Genomic DNA, 23,897 nt, shown 5'->3' with positions numbered 1-23,897 from the left:
TAGATACTCGCCCCCAAACCGTACGTACACCTCTCGATGTATACGGCTTTCCATTTATTCTTCATTTGAGTTGTTAATTTTTTCAAAACATTCATTACAAACTACTAGCGTTTTTCTATTAATGCTTTTCATAAAAACATGCCAAGCATATTCATCAGTTAAGTCTTTAAGCTTTTTTACTTGATACACTTTTAGATTATTAGTTTCTTTCCCACACCATTCACACTTATTATTTTTTAATCTTAAACCTAGCGTTGGTTTCTTAAGATAGAACTTTTGCTTATGAATCACATCAGCATTATCATCTTGGGGAAATTCTTTTCTAGCCAAGCTGTCTTTCCAAAGTAAACGAGTTTTGTTGTTACCATTTTTATCTGTATAACTTATACCAAAATCTTTATCATTGCGGTATCTAGTTATAATATCCGTTACCTTTGTCCTATATTTGCAAGCCAATGTTTTATACAGACTGTATTCCATAATATATCTAAATTTATGGAGCTTTGAAGAATTATTTGCGAGTCTGTAGTAGTTACAGAATCCTCTAATTTCTCCGTTATATTGTTCCAAAATACTTAAGTCTGTTCTTGATGTTAGCTCTGTTCTTTCTTTAGGAAACCATACTTCTTTTCCATTTAGATTTTTAATTCTTAATGCTCCAAGCTCTGTTAGTTTATTTTGTATTGTTGAAGTTGATAATTCAAGTCTTACATGACCACCAAAATTTCTTGCTTTTATACCTGTTTTTGTCCTTTTTGTATGATTACTTCCAGGAGTTACTCTGATATCAAAACCTAGGAACTTGGCTCTATCTGTTGATTTTGTTACTAGCGTTTTTTCATCAGATAGTTCGAGGTTTAATTCTGATTTGATAAATTGACCAATTTCTTGTTTTACCTTTTCAGCATCTGCCTTAGAACCGATAATGCCAATAATGAAATCATCAGCATATCTAACATATTGTATTCTCTTGAAGTTTTCATCCATAGGATTTAAGCAAGGTATATTGAAATATCTTTTGTTTATCTCTTCAGTTTCTGATTTAATATCATTTATTTCAATTTTATTAGTTGTCTTGCTTAACTTATTTTCAAGTCTTTTTCTTCTATCATAGAGAGCTTTATATTCCCTGTTTTGCTTTCTTTTATTGCCTTTATCAAAGCTTTCCTTGTAACTTTTCATATACTTGTCAAATTTATCCAAGTAAATATTTGAAAGTATGGGACTTATTATTGACCCTTGTGGCATTCCACTGTAAGTGTTGTGATATTGGTTTTGTTCCATGTATCCGGCTTTAAGAAACTTTCTTATTAATCTTAGGAATCTTTCATCTTCAATACGCTTGGATAGAATGTCTATCATAATGTTATGGTCTATATTGTCAAAGAAACCTTTAATGTCTCCTTCAACGAACCATTTACATCTTACAAATCTATTTTGAATTTGTCTTAAAGCGGTATGACAACTTCTATTATCTCTAAAGCCATGAGATGTGTCCTCAAAGCTTTCATCATAGATAGAATTTAATAACATTCTACATACTTCCTGTACTAATTTATCGTCAATGCTTGGTATGCCTAATGGTCTTAATTTTCCGTTTTTCTTTGGAATATATACTCTTTTTGTTGGTGTGGGTGAGTAACTTTCATCTTTTAGTGAATCAATGATTTTGTTAATTCTTTCTAAGTTCATTGCACTTATTGTTTGATTATCTACACCTTTAGTCATATTTCCTGTGTTAGCATAAATATTTTGGTATGCTTGCAAGAACAGGTCTGTATTGTAAAGGTTATGATACAATCTTTTGTAAGTGTAGTTTTCTTCTTTTGAATGTTTTCTCAAACTAATCAATACATTGTTGGGATTTCTCATAGTGCCTCTCGCACCTTCCTTTCCTCTGAATTGAATGAATAAACTGCCTTCCTTTACCATGTAAGAGTCGTTATCTCTCTCGGATTACTACGAAGGCTCCGTTACCATATCAGATATTCAGGTTCTTAAAAACCATAGCATTTTGTTGCTTTCTGACTTAGGTAATCTCCATTTAGTATCGAAGTAAAAAGCAATGTTGATTGTCGGATATGCTTTTCGTCCTTTCATGCTTATACAAGCGGATTGAGTTTAAAGTTTTGCCTAATGCATTCATTTTCACTACATAGGTACACTCAACATAACGTATATAGATATCTTTCGTTATGACCACCACAAATGTTCCTCGGACTGGCATTCAATCAGTTTAGATTTTATCCTCATATCAGCTTTAGGTCTCGCCATTCAGTCGTGGAATGATATCTATCCAACTTATGACTTTAATAACGTGCTATTGTCCTCTTTGGATTTCTCCTCTAAGTGAGTTATTGACCTTAGATATTAAAACTACTATTCTACCATTTTGCTAAAATGGATTTACTTCGTACCTTATGGACGCACAAATGATGTGATTGTGAATATGCCCCTTATCTATGTGAGTAGATAAGACAAATTCGTACTCGTCTTTGAGTATCTTTTTACATAGCTCCATACCAATATGGTGAGCCATTTCAGGACTTGTTTCTCCCGGTAAAAAGGATTGAATGAGATGTCTTGCAAGAACGGTTCCTTTTGTTCCTACATCATTTCGTGTTCTTAAAAATTGAGTATGAGCAGTTTCCTGATGACATTTATGAGTGCTTACTAAGATTTGCTCATCTGTTTTTTCTCCATTAACAATATATGAAATGGCAAGATTAAGGGTTGATTTTATAGGATGTATTTTTGTAATAGCCATAAGATTTAATCACCTCCGGAAGTTCTGTTAAGAAGCAGTGAATGTATCTGCCACAACTCTTTTGAGAAATGTTCAATCTGCTTTTTCATATCGTTTATATCATCTTTGTAAATTATGCCGGTAGAATTTACACGCTTTGCAATCTGATTTATGTTGTTTGTTGCATTTGAAAGCAAGCCTTGTAAATCTCGGAAAGGCTCTAAATCCACTTGATAAATTTCCTTTTCTAAAACGCATTTACGGATAAAATGGCTCATGTTTCTACACTTTGCAAGTTTTCTTTTCTCCTCAAAAAGAGCCTTTTCTTCTTCTGTTAGTTTAATTTCAAGTCTTTCATTTCGTATTCTATTTGCCATAGGTAGTTCCTCCTTTGAATGTATTTCGGGGTCTTAGGGTTCTCCCTAACAAGCTAAAAATTGATAAAAAAAGAAGCAGTTCCCAGAGGGCTGCTTCATCAATTTTTTCGTAAGTGTCCGTACACTTACTGTGCTTGCTACAAAAGAACGATTTGTAGCAAGCATTAAGCAAGTTGAATTTATTTTGTTTTTATATTTGATACATCTAAATAATCAGGTTCAAAACTGAATGTATAATCAGCTATTTTGCTGGAGTTAAAAGTAGTCATTCCTACTGTTCTTGAAATAGGAATCAATACAGCATCGTCATGTAGTGCAGTTATAATACTATTGTATACTTTTTGTATTTCTTTTTCATCAGTCATTGCGTTTAAACTTCTAATTGCTTCATCTGAATTATTCATGCTGGTTAATGCTTTCGATGTCATATTATCCATGACAGGATTTTTGGAAAATGATGCAACCAGTCTGTAAGGATCCATAGGAATATTATATGTTATTCCAATCGCCATTTGATATTTTCCTTCAGAAATATTTTTATAATGATTCATTGTTTCAGAACTGGAAGTTTTCGTTTCAAATCCTACTTTCTTTAGATCTGTTGCAATGGCTTCAGAAATATCTTTTAGCATAGCTTGTTCACTGGCACAAGAGATATTAACAGAAAGTTTAACCCCATCTTTTTCACGAATGCCATCTCCATCTTCATCTTTCCATCCAGCTTTTTCAAGTAAGTCTTTCGCTTTTTGCTCAGAATAAGAGTATGATTCGGTGTCAACATTACAATATGGCAAATTTTTATCTAATATAGAAGTTGCTTCTTTTTCTACATCGCCTAAAATATTTTTTCTTATGGACTCGGTATTTATGGCATGATTTATAGCTTTTCTAACTGAAATATCATTAAATGGAGCGATGTCCGAATTGATTCCAACATATCTGGTCTGTATAACTGTTTCTGATGTTTTTCCTGTAAAATTCTTATCTTTCTGCAAAGTGTTATAAGAATCATAGCTTAGGTTGTTAGTGCCGAGAATCATATCTATTTCATTGTTTCTCAGAGCAAGTAATTTTGCATCATTATCCGGAATAACTTTTATCTTAAAAGTTTCTACATCAACTTTTTTACGGTCGTAATTTGGATTTTTCACAAATGTATAAGTATCATTTTCTTTCTTACCATCATACATATACGGACCGGTTCCCATTGTAGCATTTTTAATTGAGTCGGATAGAGAACCATCTTCATTAAATGCTTTTGGTGACATAATTCCCATTGGCAAAGGAAGTGTAAAATCCGTAAGAGCTCCATAATATGGGCTTGATAACTTTACAGATACAGTATGCTTGTCAATAACAGTAACTTTTTCTATAAGCGTGCTTGTTAAACCAAAGAAACCATTGTATGTTCCTAAATTTTTACCAACATTTTCAAAGTTTTTCTTTACCACTTCAGCAGTTAATTCTTCCCCATCAGAGAATTTAATATTCTTTTTTAGATTGAAAGTATAAGTCATATTGTCTTTGCTGACTTCCCATTTGTCAGCAAGTCCCGGGGTAAATTTTCCATCTTCATATTTTACAAGCGTTTCATAGAAGTTGGGAATGTAGTATAACAATCCGAAAGTTCCATTTGCCATTAAAGGTTCTTGAAAGACAGAGAAACCTCCATCAAAATTCCAACTTTCACAGAATGTTAACTCTTTTGTTTTTTGTGAGTTTTCATTTCCGTTTTTTGAACTGCAACCCGTTGTAATAGATAGTATCATAACGAATACAAGTAATACTCCTAAAAATTTTTTTGTATTTTTCATAAAAACACATCCTTTCTTTAAACTATATTTTTTGTTTTTGCCCATCATTAACTTTAAGTAGTTTCGTAAATCATCTGTCATATGGAGATTTAGGAGGTAGGGCATTGATGAGCTCCCTTGAATATTCTCCATGAAATGAATCATACGAAACAGCATTAGGTATTTCTTCTACTATTTTTCCTCCTTTCATAACGAATATGTGATTTGCCATATATAGAGCAACATCAATATCATGAGTAATAAATAAGTAGGTAATATTGTTTTGTATTCTTATATCTATGAGAAGGTCTAAAATTTTCTTGCGTACAGTTGAATCTAATCCACTGACAGACTCATCGAAAATAATATATTTAGGGTTTACACATATTGCCCTTGCTATACAAACTCGACTTTGTTGTCCGCCAGATAACTCATGGGGATATTTCGATAAAACCGTTTCAGGAAGTTCCACTTTTTGTAATGTTGATAAAATCAATGAGTTGATTTCTGCTTTATCTAAGTGGCATAATTTGCTGATAGGTTCATACAGACTTTCGTAAATCTTTTTTCTGGGATTCAAAGCTCCAGAGCTGTCTTGCAATACCAGTTGAATATCTTTTCTCATAGCGAGAAGTTCTTTTTTATTCATTTTCCATATGTCTTTATCATTAAAATAAATTGTGCCTTCACTGGGGGGAAGAATGGCAGATAGCATTAGAGAAAGTGTACTTTTTCCAGATCCGCTTTCACCAACCAGTGAATAAGATGAGTTGGGAAGTAAAGTAAATGAAACATTATCTACAGATATAAACTCCTTATTACCCGATGAATCACACTGATATTTTCTACTCAAACTATTTGCAACAATCATTTTTTTTACCTCCTTTCAAAAGATTGGAAAGTAGAAGTTCTTTGGTATAGCTGTTTTTTGGAGAATCAAATATGTCGTATACGGTTCCACTTTCAATAAAATTCCCATCTTTCATAACAACTACATTATCAGCAAGTTTTGCGATTACGCCAAAATCATGAGTAACGATTATAAGTGAAATTCCCATTTCCTTTATCTTTTTAAACTCCTCTAAAACAGTAGATTGAGTTTTTATATCAAGGGCAGTCGTAGCTTCATCTGCAATTATTATGTCGGGAGATAATGACAAAGCTAATATAATCATCAATCTTTGCAACATTCCTCCGCTTAGCTGAGAAGGAAAACTGCGAAAAATTCTGTGGACATCTTTCATTCCAAATTCGATTAGCATTTTCTCTAACATAGATAGAATCTCATTTTTGTGTAAGTTTTTGTGTATTTGTATTGATTCAATCATTTGCTTGCCTATTCTTGTCATAGGATCAAAGGCAACAATAGGATTTTGCATTATTAGTGCTATTTTATTTCCACGAATTAAATTCAATTTTTCTTCAGGTAAAGAAATGATGTTGTTATTCTCAAATATAATTTCACCGCTTATATCAAATGTTTTTTTACTCAACAGATCAAGGATACAACGACAAGTTAATGTTTTGCCACTTCCACTTTCACCGATAATACCTAAAATATCGCCCTTATTAAGACTGAAATTTACATTATTGACCAATTTCTGTTTTGTTTTTCTGTGTATCACACTTAAATTTCTAACTTGAAGTAGTGTATCCATATCTAATCCTCCTTCGGGGAAAGTACATCTCTTAAAGATTCTCCAAAAATATTAAATCCGGCAGAAGTTAGAAGAATACATAATCCGGGATAAATAATAAGTGTTGGATTTGAGTATAGGTATTGTTTTGAGTTTGACAACATAATTCCCCATTCTGGTATGTTTTCAGATAGTCCGACACCTAAAAAGGAATATCCTGAAATCATCAGAATAATAGCTGCAATTCCTGTACTAAAATACACAACTATGAGAGGAGCAATATTAGGAAATATATGTTTAACTATAATTTCTATGGAGTTGCATCCTGAAATTTTAGCTGCAATGATATAGTTCTTTCTTTTCTCAATTAGAACATAACTTCTAATTACTTTTACAAACCATATCCACATAGATAAAACTATGGAAATAATTAAATTTATGCTGCCTTGACCAAGTATTCCTAAAAGAGATAGAACAATGACAATAGGTGGAAATGCCATAAAAACATCACACAGTAGCAAAATTAGTTTATCTAAAAAACCTTCAAACCAAGCACTTATAGTTCCGACAATGGTACTAATCAAGGCTAAAATGAAAATACTTGGAAATGCAATGCTAAGTGAATATCGGGCTCCATAAATAAGCCTTGATAAAACACAACGCCCTAATTGATCTGTACCTAAAGGAAAATTGTGAGATGGAGTCAGAAACTTCTGACTAATGTCGACTTCATAAGGGCTGTTTGGTGCAATCAATGGTGCAAATATAGCTATAATAATAAAAATTATTATCAGCGATAAACCGAATAATAGTTGTTTGTTGGCAAGTATTTTGCGAAACATTTAATTATCCTCCTTTACAGTAAAAATATGAGGATTTAAAAAATGATTGATACTTTCGGATACATAGTTTGATATGACGAAGATTATACCAAGTATTAACATACAACCGGTAATTGCTGGAGTATCTCGATTTACAATGGCTGACATAAAATATGATCCGAGTCCCGGCCATGAGAATACATTCTCCACAATTACACTTCCCGCAATCATCATTCCTATATTTTGAAAAAATAAAGTAATCATTGGGGGAAGAGAGTTTTTTAGAATGTGTGCGTATAATATTCTTTTGTAAGATAATCCTCTTGCTCTGGCGTAGGTAACATATTCCTGCTCGGAATTTTCTAATAGAGTGGTTCTTAATATCTTTACAGATGAAGAAATAACAGGTGCTGCCAGAGTTATTGACGGAAGAATCAAACTCCTAAAGTTTCCGTATTCGATAACTTTAAAAATGGGAAGTTTAATTGCAAATATAGATAAAAGTACATATCCAAGCCAAAATGAAGGTACAGAAATACCTAATATGGTTATAACTTGAATAGATTTATCTATCAAAGTATCTTTTTTGTACGCTGAAACTAAACTAAGAGGAATAGTAATCACCGCAATAAAAAAAAGAGATACAATTACCAGTTTAACAGTGGCAAAAAGTTTATCTTTAATATCACTTAATACAGGATTTGATGTTTGATAGGATATTCCTAAATCACCAATCAATGCGTGTTGCAACCATTTTATATATTGAATAGGTACGGGTTTATCCAATCCTTTCTCTATACGAATATTTTCAATTTGTTCTTTGCTTGGATTACCATACAGATGATGTCCTATTGTTTCAGCAGAGTCAATGGAGGATATATTTGCCAGAAAAAAGGATATTATACTGATCATAAATAGCACTAAAACCAATCTGAAAAATTTATTTATGATTCTCAAAATAATCCCTCCTTAACTAAAAAAATGTGAGTTAGCCTAACTTAACTAACTCACATTTTACATTATTATTAGACTTATAAACAAGGGCGATTAGTTTCATTAAAAAAACGATAAAAGCCCCTGTTTAACCGCTGAAAATAAGGATTTAAGAAGAGGTACAAGAACAATAAATTAAAATATTGTGATATATATAAAAAATATCATGATGCCATATATGCTATATATGGTGAATATTACGATATTCCATAGGACTCATCTTAAATGTTGATTTAAAAATTTTTGCGAAATGCCCTGCATTTTTGTATCCGACTTTTAGAGCGATATGATAAATCTTATCATCCGTATCCTGTAATAAAAGAAGAGCATAATTCATCCGCATTACTTTTAGATACTCGTAAACAGTTGTCCCGTATACTTGTCTAAAAGCCATTTGGAAACGAGAACAGCTCATATTAGCTATTTTAGACAATTCTTCAATAGAAGGATAGGATGAAAGATTATGTTTCATGAATGTAATAACTTTATTCAATGAACGCTTGTCTTTACGATCTAATTTTACAGAAATATGAGGACGATTTTTTTTCATTTCTATCGTGTTTGTTATAAGCGAAAGTATTTCAATTACCTTTCCTTCCATATATAAATTTCTGGTATTTCCAACAGCAGGACAATCTTTTATTTGCTGAAAAACAAAATTTAATTCCGGAGAGTTGGGGTTTTCTACAAGAAAGTCTAAAGCATCTTTTGAGGTTTCATAGGCATTACCAAATCTTTCTTCTAAAAATGAATCAAAGTATTTCTTTGTTATGATTACTTTTGTAAAACAGGTTGATTTGTTTGACTCACAAAAAGCATAGGCACTTTTTCTTGTATTTGCATAACAACAAATTCCCTTATCTACTTGTTTCACTTTTTTTCCGTCTACTTTGAAATAACTGGAATCTGTTTCAAATTGACTGATTTCAAAATATTCTTCTTCTATTTCAGATACCTTTTCAAAATTGTTACTTGGGATAAAGTCGGCAATAATAATTAGAAATTGATTGTGGAAATTCATTACTTGCACACTACCACAACCATATTCGGCATTCATTCGGTAGAAATTATTACCTAATGTTGACTCTTCTTCTATTTTATAAAAATGCAAATTTTGTGGAAGCTCTTCGTAATATTCAATGACTGTTTTTTTCATGAAACACACCTCCTTATCATTATATCATTCTACCATAATTTAATATCACAATCAACCAAATTTATATCACGATATTTTTATTTATTGAACAGTAAAAATGATAAAAATAGCTTAAATAAAGGGCCATATCTATATTTAGACCAGATTATTTATGAAATTCAATATGTTGATTTATTTTTTTCTTTAGCATACCCTATTAGTGATAATAAACGATAAAGAGGTGAGAGAACATGGAAAGACTTGATGAAAAAAACATAAGTATATTTTCATTGTTGAAATATGAAAAAATCAAAATTTTTATAGGTGTATTGTTAGGGATATTCAGTGGAGTTTTATCATTTACACCCTATGTTATCTTGTATCAGATGATTTTATCTTTAATAGGTAAGACTCTAAACATTCATACAGTATTGATGTGGTCATTGGTTATGGTTATATCGACCATCTTACAAAATATTTTGATGTCGGCAACAATGATATGTACTCATGTCGCAGCCTACAACATAATGCACCGTTTAAAAATGGAAGCATTGGAATATCTATCAAAAGTAAATTTGGGATTTTTCAACAATAAATCAACAGGAGAACTAAAAGCAGCGTTATTTGACGATATAGAAAAACTTGAGGTCTTTATAGCACATAATTTAGTTGAGATAATTCAGGCAATAGTAATTCCTGTTATAGCGATTGTATTAATGTTTAATATAAACCTTTGGATGACATTGGTTATGATAATACCCGTTATTGTGGGTGTTTTTTTGCCTACATTCATGATGAGAAAATATCCGGATTTAACAATGAAGTATACCAATACATTTTCGGAGGTGATGGGAGTAACGAATGAATATGTGAACTGTATGTCCATAATAAAAATGTTCGGACTGACAGCAGATAAGTTTGTCGGCTTAAGCAAATCATCAAAAAAATATACTGAATGTCTTAAAGATATGGCTAAATGCTCTTGTTATCCACTCGCATTCACGATTGTAATCTTAGATTCAGGAGTGCTATTTACTTTACCTATTGGAGGCTATTTATATTTAAATAAATTGATTTCATCACAAGAATTACTTGTATTTATGTTATTGACGATGTGTTTTTATAGAACATTTTTTAATTTGTTCAATATCGCTATGGGAAGAATAGAGCTAAATAGCGGGCTTGTAAATATAAAGAAATTATTTTCTGCTCCTGTTGAAAAAAACAGCGAAAAAAGGGTTAAATCAGAATCGTTAGAAATAGAATTTGAAAATGTGAATTTTGGATATGATGAAAACAACTTTGTATTGAAAAATATTTCAATGAAGATAGAGCCTAAATCATTTACTGCATTTGTTGGCGAATCGGGAGCAGGTAAAACGACTGCTGCGACACTGATAGGAAGGTATTGGAATATTGACAGTGGCGAAATTAGAATATCCGGTATTCCAATTAATGAATTAAGTACGGACTCGCTTATGGCATCAATTTCTTTTGTTTTTCAAGATGTATTTATTATGGAGGATACATTATTTGAAAATATCAGAATGGGCTTAAATGTCAATGAAGAAGAAGTATATTATGCTGCCCAAAATGCTCAAATTCACGATTTTATTTCTGGCTTGCCTGATGGATATAAAACTAAAATTGGTGATAAAGGTTTTAAATTATCTGGAGGTCAAAAGCAGAGAATCAGCATTGCAAGAGCGATCTTAAAGGATGCCCCGATTATTATTTTTGATGAAGCGACATCTTATTCCGATATTGAAAATGAACATAAGATTCAAATTGCATTAGGGAACTTATTAAAGAATAAAACAGTGATTATGATTGCTCACAGACTGCACACAATAAAGAAGGCTGATAAAATTGTGGTTTTTGAAAAAGGGAAAATTGTTGAACAAGGGACACATAATGAGCTTATTGATTTAGGCGGACATTATGCAGATATGTGGAATATTTATATACAAAATTATGTTGAGTAGGGGGATAGTATGGTTAAGGATATAAAAAAATTGATAGGAAAAAATTTTGGAAAACTATATTTCCCTATATTTCTTATGTGCTTAGACAGCTTAGGAAGTATGGTGACATATTTTATTTTGTATTTGACGATTATTGATATTTTCAACGGAACATTAAATATGAACGGCGTAGTCAAATATACTGTTGTATGTCTGGCGGCTGTGATACTGAGAATTTTAGCATATAGAAAAAGTTACTTAATGTCTTTTGAAAATTCTTTTGAGATTACAGGAGAATTGAGAATTAAATTAGCTAATCATTTTAGAAAATTAAGTTTAGGATACTTTAATAAAAATAACAAAGGATATTTAATCAATACTTTAACAAATGATTTGACAAGTTTTGAAGGACTACTTTCACACACATTGCCATTCTTAATAAAAATGGCAACGATGTGTATATTTTTGATAATTGGTACATTTTTTATCAATTATAAACTGGCTCTTGCAGAATGCTTTATGATTTTTATTTCCATTCCTATCTTAATCTTTGGAGAAAAAACAGCCAAAACACTGGAAATAGATAAACGAAGGATAAATGAAACTATGATTTCCAATGTACTGGAATATATAGGAGGTATTAAGGTTTTTAGAGCATATAATATGCAGGCATCAAATTTCGAGAGATTAAAAAACAATATGGATTTAGTGAGAAAAAATGGTATTGGCACTGAAATGAAGTTGGCAATACCGACAGCACTATATGCTTCATTAGTGAATTTCATAATTCCAATGACTCTGTTGGGTGGGGGCTATTTATTTTTAGCAGGAGATTTTAAAGGAGAATCACTTATCGCTTTTATGGTTATGGGAATTGCTTTATCAGGGATTTTAAGCTCATTTGAAAGATACTATATTATGCTAAAAAGTCTGAAAATTGCTTCCAATAATTTGAGTGAAGTTATGAAGTATAAAACATTTGACTTCGATAATAAGCAAAATGAAATATATAGCTATTCTGTGGAATTTAAAGATGTTTCTTTCTCATACGATGATAATAAAGAAGTATTGCATAATATAAGTTTTACGGCAAATGAAGGAAGTGTAACGGCTCTAATTGGTGAATCTGGGGCAGGGAAAAGTACAATAATGAATTTAGTTGCAAGATTTTGGGATGTAACAAATGGAGAAATTTTAATTGGCGATAAGAATATTAAAAATATCAATCCTGATAGTTTATTAGCTTCAGTTGGAGCTGTGTTCCAAGAAAATATTTTGTTATCAGATACTATATTTAACAATATTCTGATAGGAAATCCGAATGCAAGTTATGACGATGTAGTAGAGGCTTCAAAAATAGCCTGTTGTCATGATTTTATCGCTTCATTACCGGAGGGATATAATACGAAAGTCGCTGAAGGAGGAACCTCTCTTTCTGGAGGTGAAAAGCAAAGAATTAGTATTGCCAGAGCTATTTTGAAAAATGCTCCAATATTACTATTGGATGAATTTACTGCATCATTAGATGCGGATAATGAAATGAAGATTAACAAAGCCTTTGAGCATTTAATAAAAGGGAAAACAGTGTTTGTTATCGCACATAGACTTCATACGATAAAAAATGCAGATCAAATCATTTTGCTGAATAAAGGAAAGATAGAAGAGATTGGAAATCATGCAGAATTATTTGAGAAAAAGGGTCATTATTACAAGATGATAACAAAACAAATAGAATCAAAAAAAGACTGATGAAGGGAGTATAAAGTGAACGATAAAGTAAAAATTATGAGTGAAGAAAATATAACAAAGGCACTTTTTAAACTTGGGATGCCAATGGTTATAAGTATGTTGGTGATGGCATTATATAATGTCGTGGATACATATTTTGTATCTGGTTTAGGAAAACAAGCAGTTGCCGCTGTATCCGTTGCGTTTCCTATTTCATTAATATTTTCCGGAATAGGTTTAACTTTTGGTGCGGGAGCAGGTTCATATATTTCTCGTTTGTTAGGAGGAAAAAATAAGAAAGAAGCAGATACTGTTGCAACAGTGTCAATATTTTCAAGTGCTGTTATTGGTTTAACAGTAGGATTGATTTTACTTCTGTTTTTAACTGAAGTTCTAAAATTCATGGGTGCTATTCCTTCGATTATGGATATGGCAAAGATATATGCCGGTATATTTATCGCAAGTGCAATATTTAGCACAATAAATGTAACTTCAGGAAATATAGCAGTATCACAAGGAGCGGCTAAAGTTTCTTTGAAAGCAATGATTGTAGGTTCCGTACTTAATATGATTTTAGATCCAGTTTTTATTTATAAGTTTGATTTAGGTGTAAAAGGAGCTGCCATTGCAACTTTAATTTCCCAATTGGTAACAGGTTTAATGTATCTGTTTTATTTCAAAGGAGGGAAAAGTTTTCTTGAAATAAGACTAATTAATTTTAAGCCTACATCCGGTATCTATAAAGAAATTCTAAAAGTAGGAATTTCTATGTTTCTACTACAGGTGTTTTCAAGTATATCTATCAGTAAAATATCTTCGTCTGCATCATTATATGGAGAAGAAGCAATTGCGGCTATGGGAATAGTTCTCAGAATTGTTACATTAGGAACAAATGTAGTGTTTGGATATATGAAAGGATTGCAACCGTTAGCAGGTTTTAATTACGGAGCGAAAAATTATACAAGATTAGATGAGGCAATTAAATGCTGTATAAAATGGACTAATATTTTTTGCGTAGCTTGGACTGTTATTATTTATATTTTTGCACCAAGCATATTATCAATATTTGGAACTGGTGAGGATGTTCTAAAAATTGCGGTTCCTGCATTAAGGGCAGGTGTAATAATGTTTGTTACATTTGGATTTCAATTTACTTACTCTACATTGTATCTTTCAATGGGCAAAGCTCTTGAGGGTGGCTTTTTGAATATTTGTAGACAAGGAATCGTATTTATTCCTATAATTCTGGTTTTGCCCCAGTTTATCGGATTAAACGGTGTTATATACTCTCAAGCTGTTTCGGATTTTATAACAACGCTTATAACAATACCATTTGCAATAAGTGTGCATAAAACAATAAGTAGAAAAAAGAATTCTGAAAAAGTAGGAGTGATTTAATGCATATTTTTAAAGGCGAGGGTGAAGAAAAATGGATTAAATAATGGAGGTAATTGCTATGTATTATTTAGGGTCTGTTATTCATATAGAAAAAAACAATAGCCCTTTTTGATACTGGTAATTATCATAAAAAATTAAATTTAAAATACAGGGAAAGAGCAAGTTTCTTTCATTTTAGAGGACTTATTATGCCTATGTGCAGAAGTCCTCCTTTTTTTGTCTAAAAACGCAGACAAAAAAAGAAATGGAGGAAATAAAATGCCAAAGGAATATTACCTTTATGTCAACGGGCAAAAGGTTAAAGTCAGCGAGCAGATATATAAAGTCTACTGGCGAGAAAAAGAACACGAAAAGTATTTAGAGCAGGTGGACAAGAAAAACCACTTGCTCTTTTTTTCATCATTGGATCATGATGGACACTTTGTAGATAATATTGTTGATGAAAGCGTTGATGTAGAAAAGATTGTGGAAACACAGATGATGATTGAAGCAGTTAGAAATGCTATATCAAGACTTAATGCAGAAGAAAGAGATATTATTGAAAGACTGTATTTCAATGATGAAACGGTTCGTTCAGTGGCAAAGCTCAAAAGTATTACACATCCGGCTTTAATCAAAAGAAGAAACAAAATTCTTGAAAAGTTGAAAAAATTTATCGAAGAACTTTAAAACTTTGGTAACCAAAGGGGTCAAATTTTCCTTATGTAAAGTGAAGGGGAGTTTGACCTCCTTTACTTTCTTGAGTAAGAGATGTGCCTGCTTATGGCAAATAGGAAAATGTAAAGAAAACAATCCCTTTCAAATATTGCTCTTTGACAACTGAATAGACCATGACGGGACTTTTAATTACTTAGTGAGCAAAAGAAATTTTACGCCATAATTTTTCTGCTGAAGAAATTCGGTTTAAATGAATACTGTCAAAGACAAGGATATAAGGAAACGAGCGATAAATAAATTTTCTTAAAGCAAAGAGCGAGGATAACTTTGCAAGTGATGATCTAAGTAATGATAATGATACTTCTTTAGTGAAAGCCGGCTCATCTTAACAGAGGCGGTGGTGAGATTCCAATGTTGCTTATCCTAAGCACCCGTTAATGTCATAAAACTTTAGATAAAATTATATGAGGAGGATTTAGAATGAATAATGAACTATTAAGATATAGCCTCCAATTATCTATGCTGTCTATGTTACTTTCTAAGCACTTGCTCAGTGATATTGAATATAAAAAGATAAAACTAAAGCTGATGAAAAAGTATAATATCTCCACAGAATTATATTTATAATGTTTTGCAAGTGTGGTATAATAGAACTGCATAGAAAGATACAAAAAGGAGGCGGTGCAGTGAAAAAGGATGTTAAAGTTATTAAAGGTGATACCACACTGAAAAGAACTGCATCAGGCTGTGTAGAGCGCTCAATAAAGAGAGTGGCAGCTTATTGCAGAGTAAGTACGGATACCGAAGATCAAATTAACAGCTATAATTCTCAAGTAGAACACTATACAGATTTTATAAAGCAAAACAATGAGTGGACACTTGCAGGAATATATGCCGATGAAGCGATAACCGGTACACAGGTTGACAGAAGAATTGATTTTAAAAGACTAATCAATGATTGTATGAATGGCGATATAGACATGGTAATTACAAAATCTATATCAAGATTTGCAAGAAATACTTTAGATACTTTGAAATATGTTAGAAAGCTAAAGGAATATAATGTTGCGGTATTTTTTGAAGAAGAAAACATCAATACTTTAACGATGGATGGAGAGTTACTTTTAACTATTCTAAGTTCAGTTGCCCAGCAAGAAGTAGAAAATATTTCAGCCAATGTTAAAAAAGGCTTGAGAATGAAGATGGAAAGAGGAGAAATGGTTGGGTTTCAAGGTTGCTTGGGTTATGACTATGATCCGGAAACTAAGAGTATTTCCATAAATGAAAAAGAAGCTGAGATTGTACGATATATTTTCAGAAGATACCTTGAGGGTGTTGGCGGAATGGTTATTTCCAGAGAGCTTGAAGAACAAGGTTATTTATCGCCAAGAGGATATAAAAAATGGACTGAAACTACGGTTTTGGGAATTATTAAGAATGAAAAATACAAGGGCGATCTTCTGATGGGTAAAACATTCACTGTTGATCCTATTTCAAAAAGAAGATTGGATAACTTTGGGGAACAAGATAAATTCTACATTGAAAACCATCATGAGCCTATTATTTCAGAAGAAGATTTTGAAAAGGCTCAGGGAATTAGGTTAAGAAGGGCGAAGAATAGAAATACAGTTGCTAATAATGGTGGAAAAAGAGAAAAGTATTCAAGAAAATATGCTTTCAGCAGTATGCTGGAATGCGGCTTTTGCGGTCATATGCTTTCAAGAAGAAATTGGCACTCAAGTTCTGAATATAAGAAAGTAATTTGGCAATGCGTCAATGCCACTAAAAACGGGAAGAAGCATTGCCCACAAAGCAAAGGCATTGAGGAAGAAGCTATTGAAAAAGCTTTTATGGAAAGTTATCGTCAGGTATGCCACAATAATGTAGAAATTACAAATGAGTTCTTAAAAACTGTGGAAGAAGAACTAAAAGATAATAGCTTAGCAAAGGACTTGAAGAAAATTAGTAATCAACTTGATAAAATACTGAAGAAAGAAAAAGACCTTGTTGAATTAAGGCTTAATGAATCAATCAGTATGGACATATATCAAGAGAAATATAATGAAATATCTATAAGTAAGGAAAAATTGCTTGAAGAAAAAAGAGCATTAGAGATAACTTTGACTGATGAAAAAGCATTGAAGAAAAGGCTGGAGGGGTTTAAGAAGTTACTGGAGTCTAATAAATATCTTGAAGAGTTTGATAGGACAGTATTTGAAAGTATAGTAGACAAAATTATAATTGGCGGGACAAATGATGATGGTGAAATTGATCCGGCAATGATTACTATCATATATAAAACAGGAAAAAAAGACTCTCAAGATGGACGATTATTTAAGAGTAGAAGAAAAAATGCAAAAGCTGTTGAGGAAAATGACAGCAATAAATTGTATCCTCAATCAGGCAACGAGGTCAATAAATTGTGTTCCTATCCAATAGACAACACATGTGGAGAGTGTCGTATTGATGTCAAAATGAGATTTAGTTTAAATTTTACAAAACTAAATAACTGGTAAATTATGTATTAACTAAAGGATAATAATGAGCTTTTTAGAATTTAAAAATAAATTTATAAATAACGTGATAAATCAAAATAGTAATATAAATATACAGAATCTTAAAAATTCTTTAAATAAAATACCTTTGATATTAAAAAATATGGAAGGGAATAGACTCATAATGATTAGGGATTTAATCTGTGATGAAACAATAGGTTTCAATTATATATCAGAAGATATATCTTGCAAATATGATTTTTTTGGAAATGAGCTCATAGTAGGAATAATATCACCTGACTGGTCTAAAGGATGGAAGAATATATCATCAAATAAATATATTTCTGAAATTATATCTGATTATATGTATTTTTTAAATCAATACGTGTATAGAAGCTATTTTATTAATATTATTGGAGCATTAGCTTTAGTATATGGTAAATCAAGCTCATTTTTTGGTCAATCAATGTTTAGATACAGTCACTATAATATAGATAAAGATTATAAGAAATTTACAGATACTATCAATAGAAAACATAATAATCTTAATACGAATTATAGAATGTTTGTTTATATAATGAGCAAAATTAATGCACTTGACCCTTACGTAAATAGAGCTATTTTTTACTATTCTAAATCTTTAGGATTAATTACTAATTTATTTGAAGAAGAGGCGATTATTTGCTTAGATAATTGTATTGATATAATAATTCAGTTTATAAAAATAAGAGAGAAGCTACCTACAAAAAAAAGAAAAGATATGCATAGATTTCTTAAGGAAGTTTTATATATTAACGATTTAAATATTAAATACCTAGATTATATGTATGATTTAAGATGCGATTTTGGTGCTCACCCTGCTAAGAGTTTATGGTGGGATTTTAATGAGATTCATATGAATAATTATGAAGATATTGTATATAATGTTCGTCTCATTTTAATTAAATTCATAGAATATGAATATTCAAATAGAATAGTATTAAAAAAACCAATATCTTGGTATGAATGGTTTATGGATAATTGTGATTTAATATATGACTTTATTTGATTGTAATTGATATTATTAGAAAATTTATAATAAAATACGTAATACTATTACTTAGAGACAATACTAAATTCTTCATGTAAAAGTTCGCTGACTAAATATCGTAATACAAACGCTTATCGTTAAGTCATAGTTAGATAGGGACGTATTATACAGTTTTAAACTTAGTAAAGCAATTGAATAGATAGTATATCTAAAATGCCAATATTTATTGGCATTTTAGAAAATAAATTTATGGCAGTTGTTAAACTATTAACCAATTTCATATCTATGTATTTAGTTAATTGAATGGTTATTTTAATAAAAATGATTTTATCCTACTATAATTAGGGTTGTAACTGAGGGAGAGCATTTCATTGAAAAAAATATTATTAATTGAAGATGATAAAAATTTAAATAAAGGTCTTTCTATAGCTTTAAAAAAGGATTATAAAGTGATTTCTACATTTAGTATAAATGAGTCAAAAAATTATATTGATATTTCTGATTTAATTTTACTAGATATGAATTTGCCGGATGGTGATGGACTTGAAATAATAAAATATACTAGAGAAACTTCATCAATTCCTATTATAGTTTTATCAGCCATAGATCTTGAAGCATATATAATTTCAGCCATAAATTTAGGGGCAGATGACTATTTGACAAAACCATTTTCTTTAGGAATATTAGAAGCAAAGATAAAAAGAGCTTTTGAAAAAATAGTGTCTAGTGATTTAAATCTTTATAAGAAAGATGGTCTAGACTTTAATTTCAATGAAAATACTTTCTATGTAGACAATAAAAACATAGATCTCACAAGAACAGAGACAAAAATTTTATACTGTTTGATAAAAAACAAGTCTCAAGTTATTACTAAGGAATTACTATTTGATTTTGTTTGGGGAATAGATGATGAATTTATCGACCAAAATACTCTAAGTGTCAATATTTCTAGAATCAGAAATAAATTAAAACCCTATGACCCAATAGAAACAGTCTTTGGAGTTGGATATAAATGGAAATTTTAATAGGTCTTTTAGTAACTATAATTTGCTTTATTTTATATAAATATATAATTTTAAGAAATGAGATGCGCGAGCTTTCAAATTATATTGATGAAGCTTTTGATGGAAATTTAGAAATTTCTCAATTTGATGAAAAGGAATTGTCTAAAATAAAATCAAAACTCATTAAATTTCTATATGCAAGCCAAGTAAAAGAAAAAAAGCTAAATGCTGAAAAGAATAAAACTAAAGATTTAATAGCAAATATATCCCATCAAACAAAAACGCCTATAACCAATCTTTCTCTATACATTAGCCTACTAGAAGAAGATCCAAAAGATGAGTATATTGAAATTATAAAGTATGAGCTTAATAAACTAAATTTTTTAATTCAAAACCTGGTAAAATCCTCCAGGCTTGAATCGGATATTATAGGTCTACAAAAAAACCAAGCAAATTTAAAAGACATAATAAAAGATGTTTTGAGAGAATTTAAAGTTACAATAGATGAAAAAAACATAAGAATAAATTTGAAAGACGAAGACTTATTGTTCGCTTTAGATGAAAGATGGCTTAAAGAAGCTATCCACAATTTAGTAGATAATGCTATAAAATACTCGCCAAAGGGATCTACTATTAATATTTCAATTTATAAATCTTACCTAAATTATAATCTAGATATAGAAAATGAGTGCAAAGACTTATCAGAAGAAACTTTGCCAAAGATATTTGAAAGATTTTACAGAGGAAAAAATTCCGTTTCAAAGGATGGTTTGGGTTTAGGTCTTTTTATATCCAGAGAAATTATAGAAAAACATGGCGGAAATATAAGAGCGTTTTTGGATGAAAATAGAATAAAATTTTCAGTAGACTTCCCTTTGTGAGAAGTCTTTTTTCTTACAAAACTGTAAGAAGTCTTGTAAGTACTTTGTAAGATATGAATGTTATATTAAATGTAAAGAGGTGATAAATATGTTAAAAGTAGAAAATTTAAAAAGATATTATAAAACAAATGACGTGGAAGTAAGAGCTCTTGATGGAGTATCTTTCGATGTGGAAAAAGGAGAATTTATTTCTATAATAGGAGCATCTGGATCCGGTAAATCAACCCTATTACATCTCCTAGGAGGACTTGATTATCCTACAAGCGGAAAAGTTTTAATTGATGATACTGACATTTATGCATTGAAAGATGATGAGAGAACCATTTTTAGAAGAAGAAATATTGGTTTTGTCTTTCAAGCATATAATCTTTTACCCATGCTAAATGTATATGAGAATATAATTATTCCCTTTGGTCTTGATGGAGACAAGGTAGATAAAAAATATGTTGATTCTGTAATTGATATACTTGAGATAAGTGATCAAAAAAATAAAATGCCAAATGAATTATCTGGCGGACAGCAACAAAGAGTTGCCATAGCAAGAGCCTTGGTTACCAAACCCTCTTTAATTCTAGCTGACGAACCTACAGGAAATTTAGATTCAAAATCTTCTTCCCAAGTTGTTTACCTACTAAAAAAGATTAATAAAGAGCTTGGAAATACTATTCTTATGATTACTCACGATGATGCCGTCGCTCAAGCTGCAGTAAAAACTCTAAGGATAGAAGATGGAAGGCTGGTGGAAAATAATGAAAGTCAAAAATAAATCTTATATAAGGCGTCTTGCAAAAAGTATTTTAAATGCAAATAAAAGTAGGAGAAACATTCTCTTATTAGCAATTGCTTTGACTTCTATACTATTTACAAGTCTGTTTTCCGTAGCCTTAGGTTTAGGAAAAAGCATGGAAACCCAAACGATGAAAACTATTGGTACAATCAGCCATGGTTCTTTTAAAGATATTTGTGATGAAGATGTAGAAATATTAACCCATGATAAGGATATAAGGGATTTTTCAGTAAGAGAAAAAGTTGGAATTCTTGATGATGAAAAAGTTATGGCAGAACTATCTTATATGGATAAGAAAGGATTTGAATGGTCTCTAATAGAAAAAGTTAAGGGGAAGTTTCCAGAAAAAGAAAACCAAGTATTTATAGATATAGCTACTGCTAAAAAATTGGGTTATAAGGGTGAAATCGGAGAAGAGATAGAAGTTCCTTTTAAAACAGAAAAACCTTACACAGGAGAGATTATTGAAAAGAAAAGTGATAAATTTATTATATCTGGAACTTTTCAAAGTCCTATTGACTCCAATGTTGGTGTAGGACAAATCTATTTATCAAAAGCTTATGTAGATAAATTATCACTTCCAGAAAATAATAAAGATTTGGAAGTAATGCTAAAGAATTCCTTTATGATAAGGAATAAGCTTTTAAAAATTGCAGAGAGAAATGGTTATAAAGTTGTAGAGGACCCTGGAAATTTATCCGACAATGAAATAAGGATTGGTGTTAATTTTGCCTATCTTTTATCTGGTGATAATAGTTTTGATTTTAATACATTTCTACCATACTTAGCTTTTTTAATTTTGGTAATGGTCGCAGGATACTTAATAATAAATAATATTTTCAAGATATCCGTAAATGAAGATATTAAACTTCTGGGACTTTTAAAAAAAATTGGAATGACAAAGCCACAAATCAAAAGGCTTATTCATTTTGAGTCTTTAGCAGTAGCACTTCCGTCAATAGTAGTTGGAGATTTAGTAGGAATTTCTATCGGAAAAATCATTTTAAATAAAATATTTGCCAATAATGAGATGTTAACGGATGTAAAATTATCATTCACTGTAATAATCTTAATTATCTTATTTTCGACAGTCTTTACTTTGCTTACAGTATTTCTATCGGTGATGAAACCTGCAAGATATGCAGCAAAAGTTTCTCCAATAGATGCCAGCAGATACAATGAAACCACGATAAAAAAGAAATATAAAAGCGAGAATATTTCTCTAGGCAAGCTTGCTAGAAGACAAGTATTTTCCAATAAATTTAGATTTATATCGATAGTTCTTTCTATTAGTCTATCTGCTGTTATTTTAAACAGCGTTTTAACTTATACCGGTAATATTGATCTAGAAAAGGGGATTTCTGATGTAATTGTAACGGACTATAATATAGCAAGTCCAAAATATTTTAGATATATGTACTTAGATAGTGAGTATGGAATTGACAAAAAGTATATTGATGAAATAGAAAAACATAAGGGTTATAAAAGTGGGGGAGCTTTATACTCCTCTGGTTATGAACACACTTATCCAAAAATTAAAATAGAAGATAACAAAGTTGCACCACTTCTATTTGGTATGGATGACTATTTAATAAACAAACAAAAATTTATAGACGGAGAATTTGATAAAGAAAAATGGAAAACAGGAAATTATGTTATTATAGGCGAAAGAATAAAAAATAATTCTGACTATAAAACTGGCGATACAATAAAAATCAATGTAAAAAATAGGGTCAAAGAAGTCCAAGTTATGGGCAAGGTTGAATATAATTTTTCAAATGGTCTTAGATATTTTCCTGTAATTAAGGAAGATATAAACAACGAATCTAGTCCTACTTTAGGTTTGGAATATATTTATATGAATCCGAATGAATATAAAGAGCTCACAGGAGATAAGAGTATAATGTCCTATGGATTTGATGTAGAAGATAGCGAAAAGGAAAATTTTGATAAGTTATTAAAATCTTTTGAGAATGAACCGGAATTTTCCTACGATTCAAGAGATCTTCAAATAAAGTCTTTTAAAGATTTCAAAAATCTTATAGAGTTTGTTGGTTATAGTTTATCTATAGTATTGTTTTTAATTTCTGTATTAAATTTTATAAATATTATTGCTACTGAAATATTGAGAAACATGGTTAACTTATCAATCCTTGAATCTATTGGACTGACAAAGAAAAATATAAAAAAATATTTGGTGAAAAAGAATTTGATCTATTCTTTATGTGGCTTAGTATTTTCTTTCATCATCATGCTTCTTGTAGATAAATATATCTTGATAGGTTTTATGGAACAAACTAAGTGGACTTCCTATAAATTTGTAATCATGCCACTTATACTTGTAAACTTTGTAAATATAATTATTGGGATAATATTTACAGGTAGATTCTATGAAAAGCACAGTCAAAACAGTCTTGTAGATAGAATAAGAAGTTTAGAATAATAGAGGAG

Annotated in this window: 19 protein-coding genes and 1 pseudogene; 11 read left to right on the top strand and 9 right to left on the bottom strand. The window is 30.7% G+C overall.

Annotated elements, in window-relative coordinates; all coding sequences use genetic code 11:
• Positions 1-54: 54 nt before the first annotated feature.
• From ltrA to DYE58_RS05705, 9 genes and pseudogenes are all read right to left on the bottom strand, one after another.
• The gene (gene ltrA, locus DYE58_RS05745) at positions 55-1,932 is read right to left on the bottom strand and encodes a group II intron reverse transcriptase/maturase (protein WP_115312097.1); all 1,878 of its coding nucleotides are present in this window, start codon (positions 1,930-1,932) and stop codon (positions 55-57) included.
• A gap of 478 nt (positions 1,933-2,410) precedes the next feature.
• A pseudogene (locus DYE58_RS05740) lies at positions 2,411-2,767 on the bottom strand (relaxase/mobilization nuclease domain-containing protein); the annotation flags it as partial.
• A gap of 5 nt (positions 2,768-2,772) precedes the next feature.
• On the bottom strand, positions 2,773-3,123 hold the full coding sequence (locus DYE58_RS05735) for a plasmid mobilization protein (protein WP_050149814.1): 351 nt from the start codon (positions 3,121-3,123) through the stop codon (positions 2,773-2,775).
• 179 nt (positions 3,124-3,302) lie between these two features.
• A complete protein-coding gene (locus tag DYE58_RS05730; protein WP_040552466.1) occupies positions 3,303-4,937 on the bottom strand; it encodes an ABC transporter substrate-binding protein in 1,635 nt (544 codons plus the stop codon).
• A 70-nt stretch (positions 4,938-5,007) separates the two neighbouring features.
• The gene (locus DYE58_RS05725; RefSeq protein WP_004820023.1) at positions 5,008-5,787 is read right to left on the bottom strand and encodes an ABC transporter ATP-binding protein; all 780 of its coding nucleotides are present in this window, start codon (positions 5,785-5,787) and stop codon (positions 5,008-5,010) included.
• A complete protein-coding gene (locus tag DYE58_RS05720) occupies positions 5,771-6,574 on the bottom strand; it encodes an ABC transporter ATP-binding protein (protein ID WP_004820025.1) in 804 nt (267 codons plus the stop codon). The genes DYE58_RS05725 and DYE58_RS05720 overlap by 17 nt, the downstream gene beginning before the upstream one ends.
• A 2-nt stretch (positions 6,575-6,576) precedes the next feature.
• A complete protein-coding gene (locus tag DYE58_RS05715; protein WP_004820026.1) occupies positions 6,577-7,395 on the bottom strand; it encodes an ABC transporter permease in 819 nt (272 codons plus the stop codon).
• Positions 7,396-8,331, bottom strand: a complete 936-nt coding sequence (locus DYE58_RS05710; protein WP_115312096.1) for an ABC transporter permease — start codon at positions 8,329-8,331, stop codon at positions 7,396-7,398. It lies immediately after the preceding gene.
• Between the two features lie 217 nt (positions 8,332-8,548).
• Positions 8,549-9,523: a helix-turn-helix transcriptional regulator gene (locus tag DYE58_RS05705; RefSeq protein ID WP_004820033.1), complete on the bottom strand. Its 975-nt coding sequence runs from the start codon at positions 9,521-9,523 to the stop codon at positions 8,549-8,551.
• A 230-nt stretch (positions 9,524-9,753) separates the two neighbouring features.
• On the opposite strand from DYE58_RS05705, the gene DYE58_RS05700 reads away from it, so the two are divergent.
• The 11 genes from DYE58_RS05700 to DYE58_RS05640 all read left to right on the top strand — a co-directional run bounded on the left by DYE58_RS05700 (position 9,754) and on the right by DYE58_RS05640 (position 23,889).
• Complete coding sequence (locus DYE58_RS05700; RefSeq protein ID WP_004820034.1) at positions 9,754-11,487, top strand: ABC transporter ATP-binding protein; 1,734 nt, start codon at positions 9,754-9,756, stop codon at positions 11,485-11,487.
• A gap of 9 nt (positions 11,488-11,496) precedes the next feature.
• Positions 11,497-13,215, top strand: a complete 1,719-nt coding sequence (locus DYE58_RS05695) for an ABC transporter ATP-binding protein (protein ID WP_004820036.1) — start codon at positions 11,497-11,499, stop codon at positions 13,213-13,215.
• A gap of 15 nt (positions 13,216-13,230) precedes the next feature.
• Positions 13,231-14,592: an MATE family efflux transporter gene (locus DYE58_RS05690; protein ID WP_004820049.1), complete on the top strand. Its 1,362-nt coding sequence runs from the start codon at positions 13,231-13,233 to the stop codon at positions 14,590-14,592.
• A 258-nt stretch (positions 14,593-14,850) separates the two neighbouring features.
• On the top strand, positions 14,851-15,261 hold the full coding sequence (locus tag DYE58_RS05685; RefSeq protein ID WP_040552198.1) for a sigma-70 RNA polymerase sigma factor region 4 domain-containing protein: 411 nt from the start codon (positions 14,851-14,853) through the stop codon (positions 15,259-15,261).
• 468 nt (positions 15,262-15,729) lie between these two features.
• Entirely contained in the window at positions 15,730-15,876 is a 147-nt protein-coding gene (locus DYE58_RS05675) for a hypothetical protein (protein ID WP_001058407.1), read from the top strand.
• A gap of 59 nt (positions 15,877-15,935) precedes the next feature.
• Positions 15,936-17,765: a recombinase family protein gene (locus DYE58_RS05670; protein ID WP_050794611.1), complete on the top strand. Its 1,830-nt coding sequence runs from the start codon at positions 15,936-15,938 to the stop codon at positions 17,763-17,765.
• Between the two features lie 142 nt (positions 17,766-17,907).
• On the top strand, positions 17,908-18,792 hold the full coding sequence (locus DYE58_RS11350; protein ID WP_245946058.1) for a hypothetical protein: 885 nt from the start codon (positions 17,908-17,910) through the stop codon (positions 18,790-18,792).
• Positions 18,793-19,145: 353 nt separating this feature from the next.
• A complete protein-coding gene (locus DYE58_RS05655; protein ID WP_115312094.1) occupies positions 19,146-19,799 on the top strand; it encodes a response regulator transcription factor in 654 nt (217 codons plus the stop codon).
• On the top strand, positions 19,787-20,659 hold the full coding sequence (locus DYE58_RS05650) for a sensor histidine kinase (protein ID WP_115312093.1): 873 nt from the start codon (positions 19,787-19,789) through the stop codon (positions 20,657-20,659). Before DYE58_RS05655 ends, DYE58_RS05650 begins: the two co-directional genes overlap by 13 nt.
• An 88-nt stretch (positions 20,660-20,747) precedes the next feature.
• Positions 20,748-21,425: an ABC transporter ATP-binding protein gene (locus tag DYE58_RS05645; RefSeq protein ID WP_004820060.1), complete on the top strand. Its 678-nt coding sequence runs from the start codon at positions 20,748-20,750 to the stop codon at positions 21,423-21,425.
• Positions 21,388-23,889: an FtsX-like permease family protein gene (locus DYE58_RS05640; protein WP_115312092.1), complete on the top strand. Its 2,502-nt coding sequence runs from the start codon at positions 21,388-21,390 to the stop codon at positions 23,887-23,889. The genes DYE58_RS05645 and DYE58_RS05640 overlap by 38 nt, the downstream gene beginning before the upstream one ends.
• The last annotated feature ends 8 nt before the right edge of the window (positions 23,890-23,897 follow it).

This window comes from Peptoniphilus indolicus (assembly GCF_900454665.1).
Taxonomy (GTDB): Bacteria; Bacillota; Clostridia; order Tissierellales; family Peptoniphilaceae; genus Peptoniphilus; species Peptoniphilus indolicus.
The sequence above is the reverse complement of the archived record's forward strand: the minus strand, read 5'-3'. Positions and strand labels throughout refer to the sequence as shown.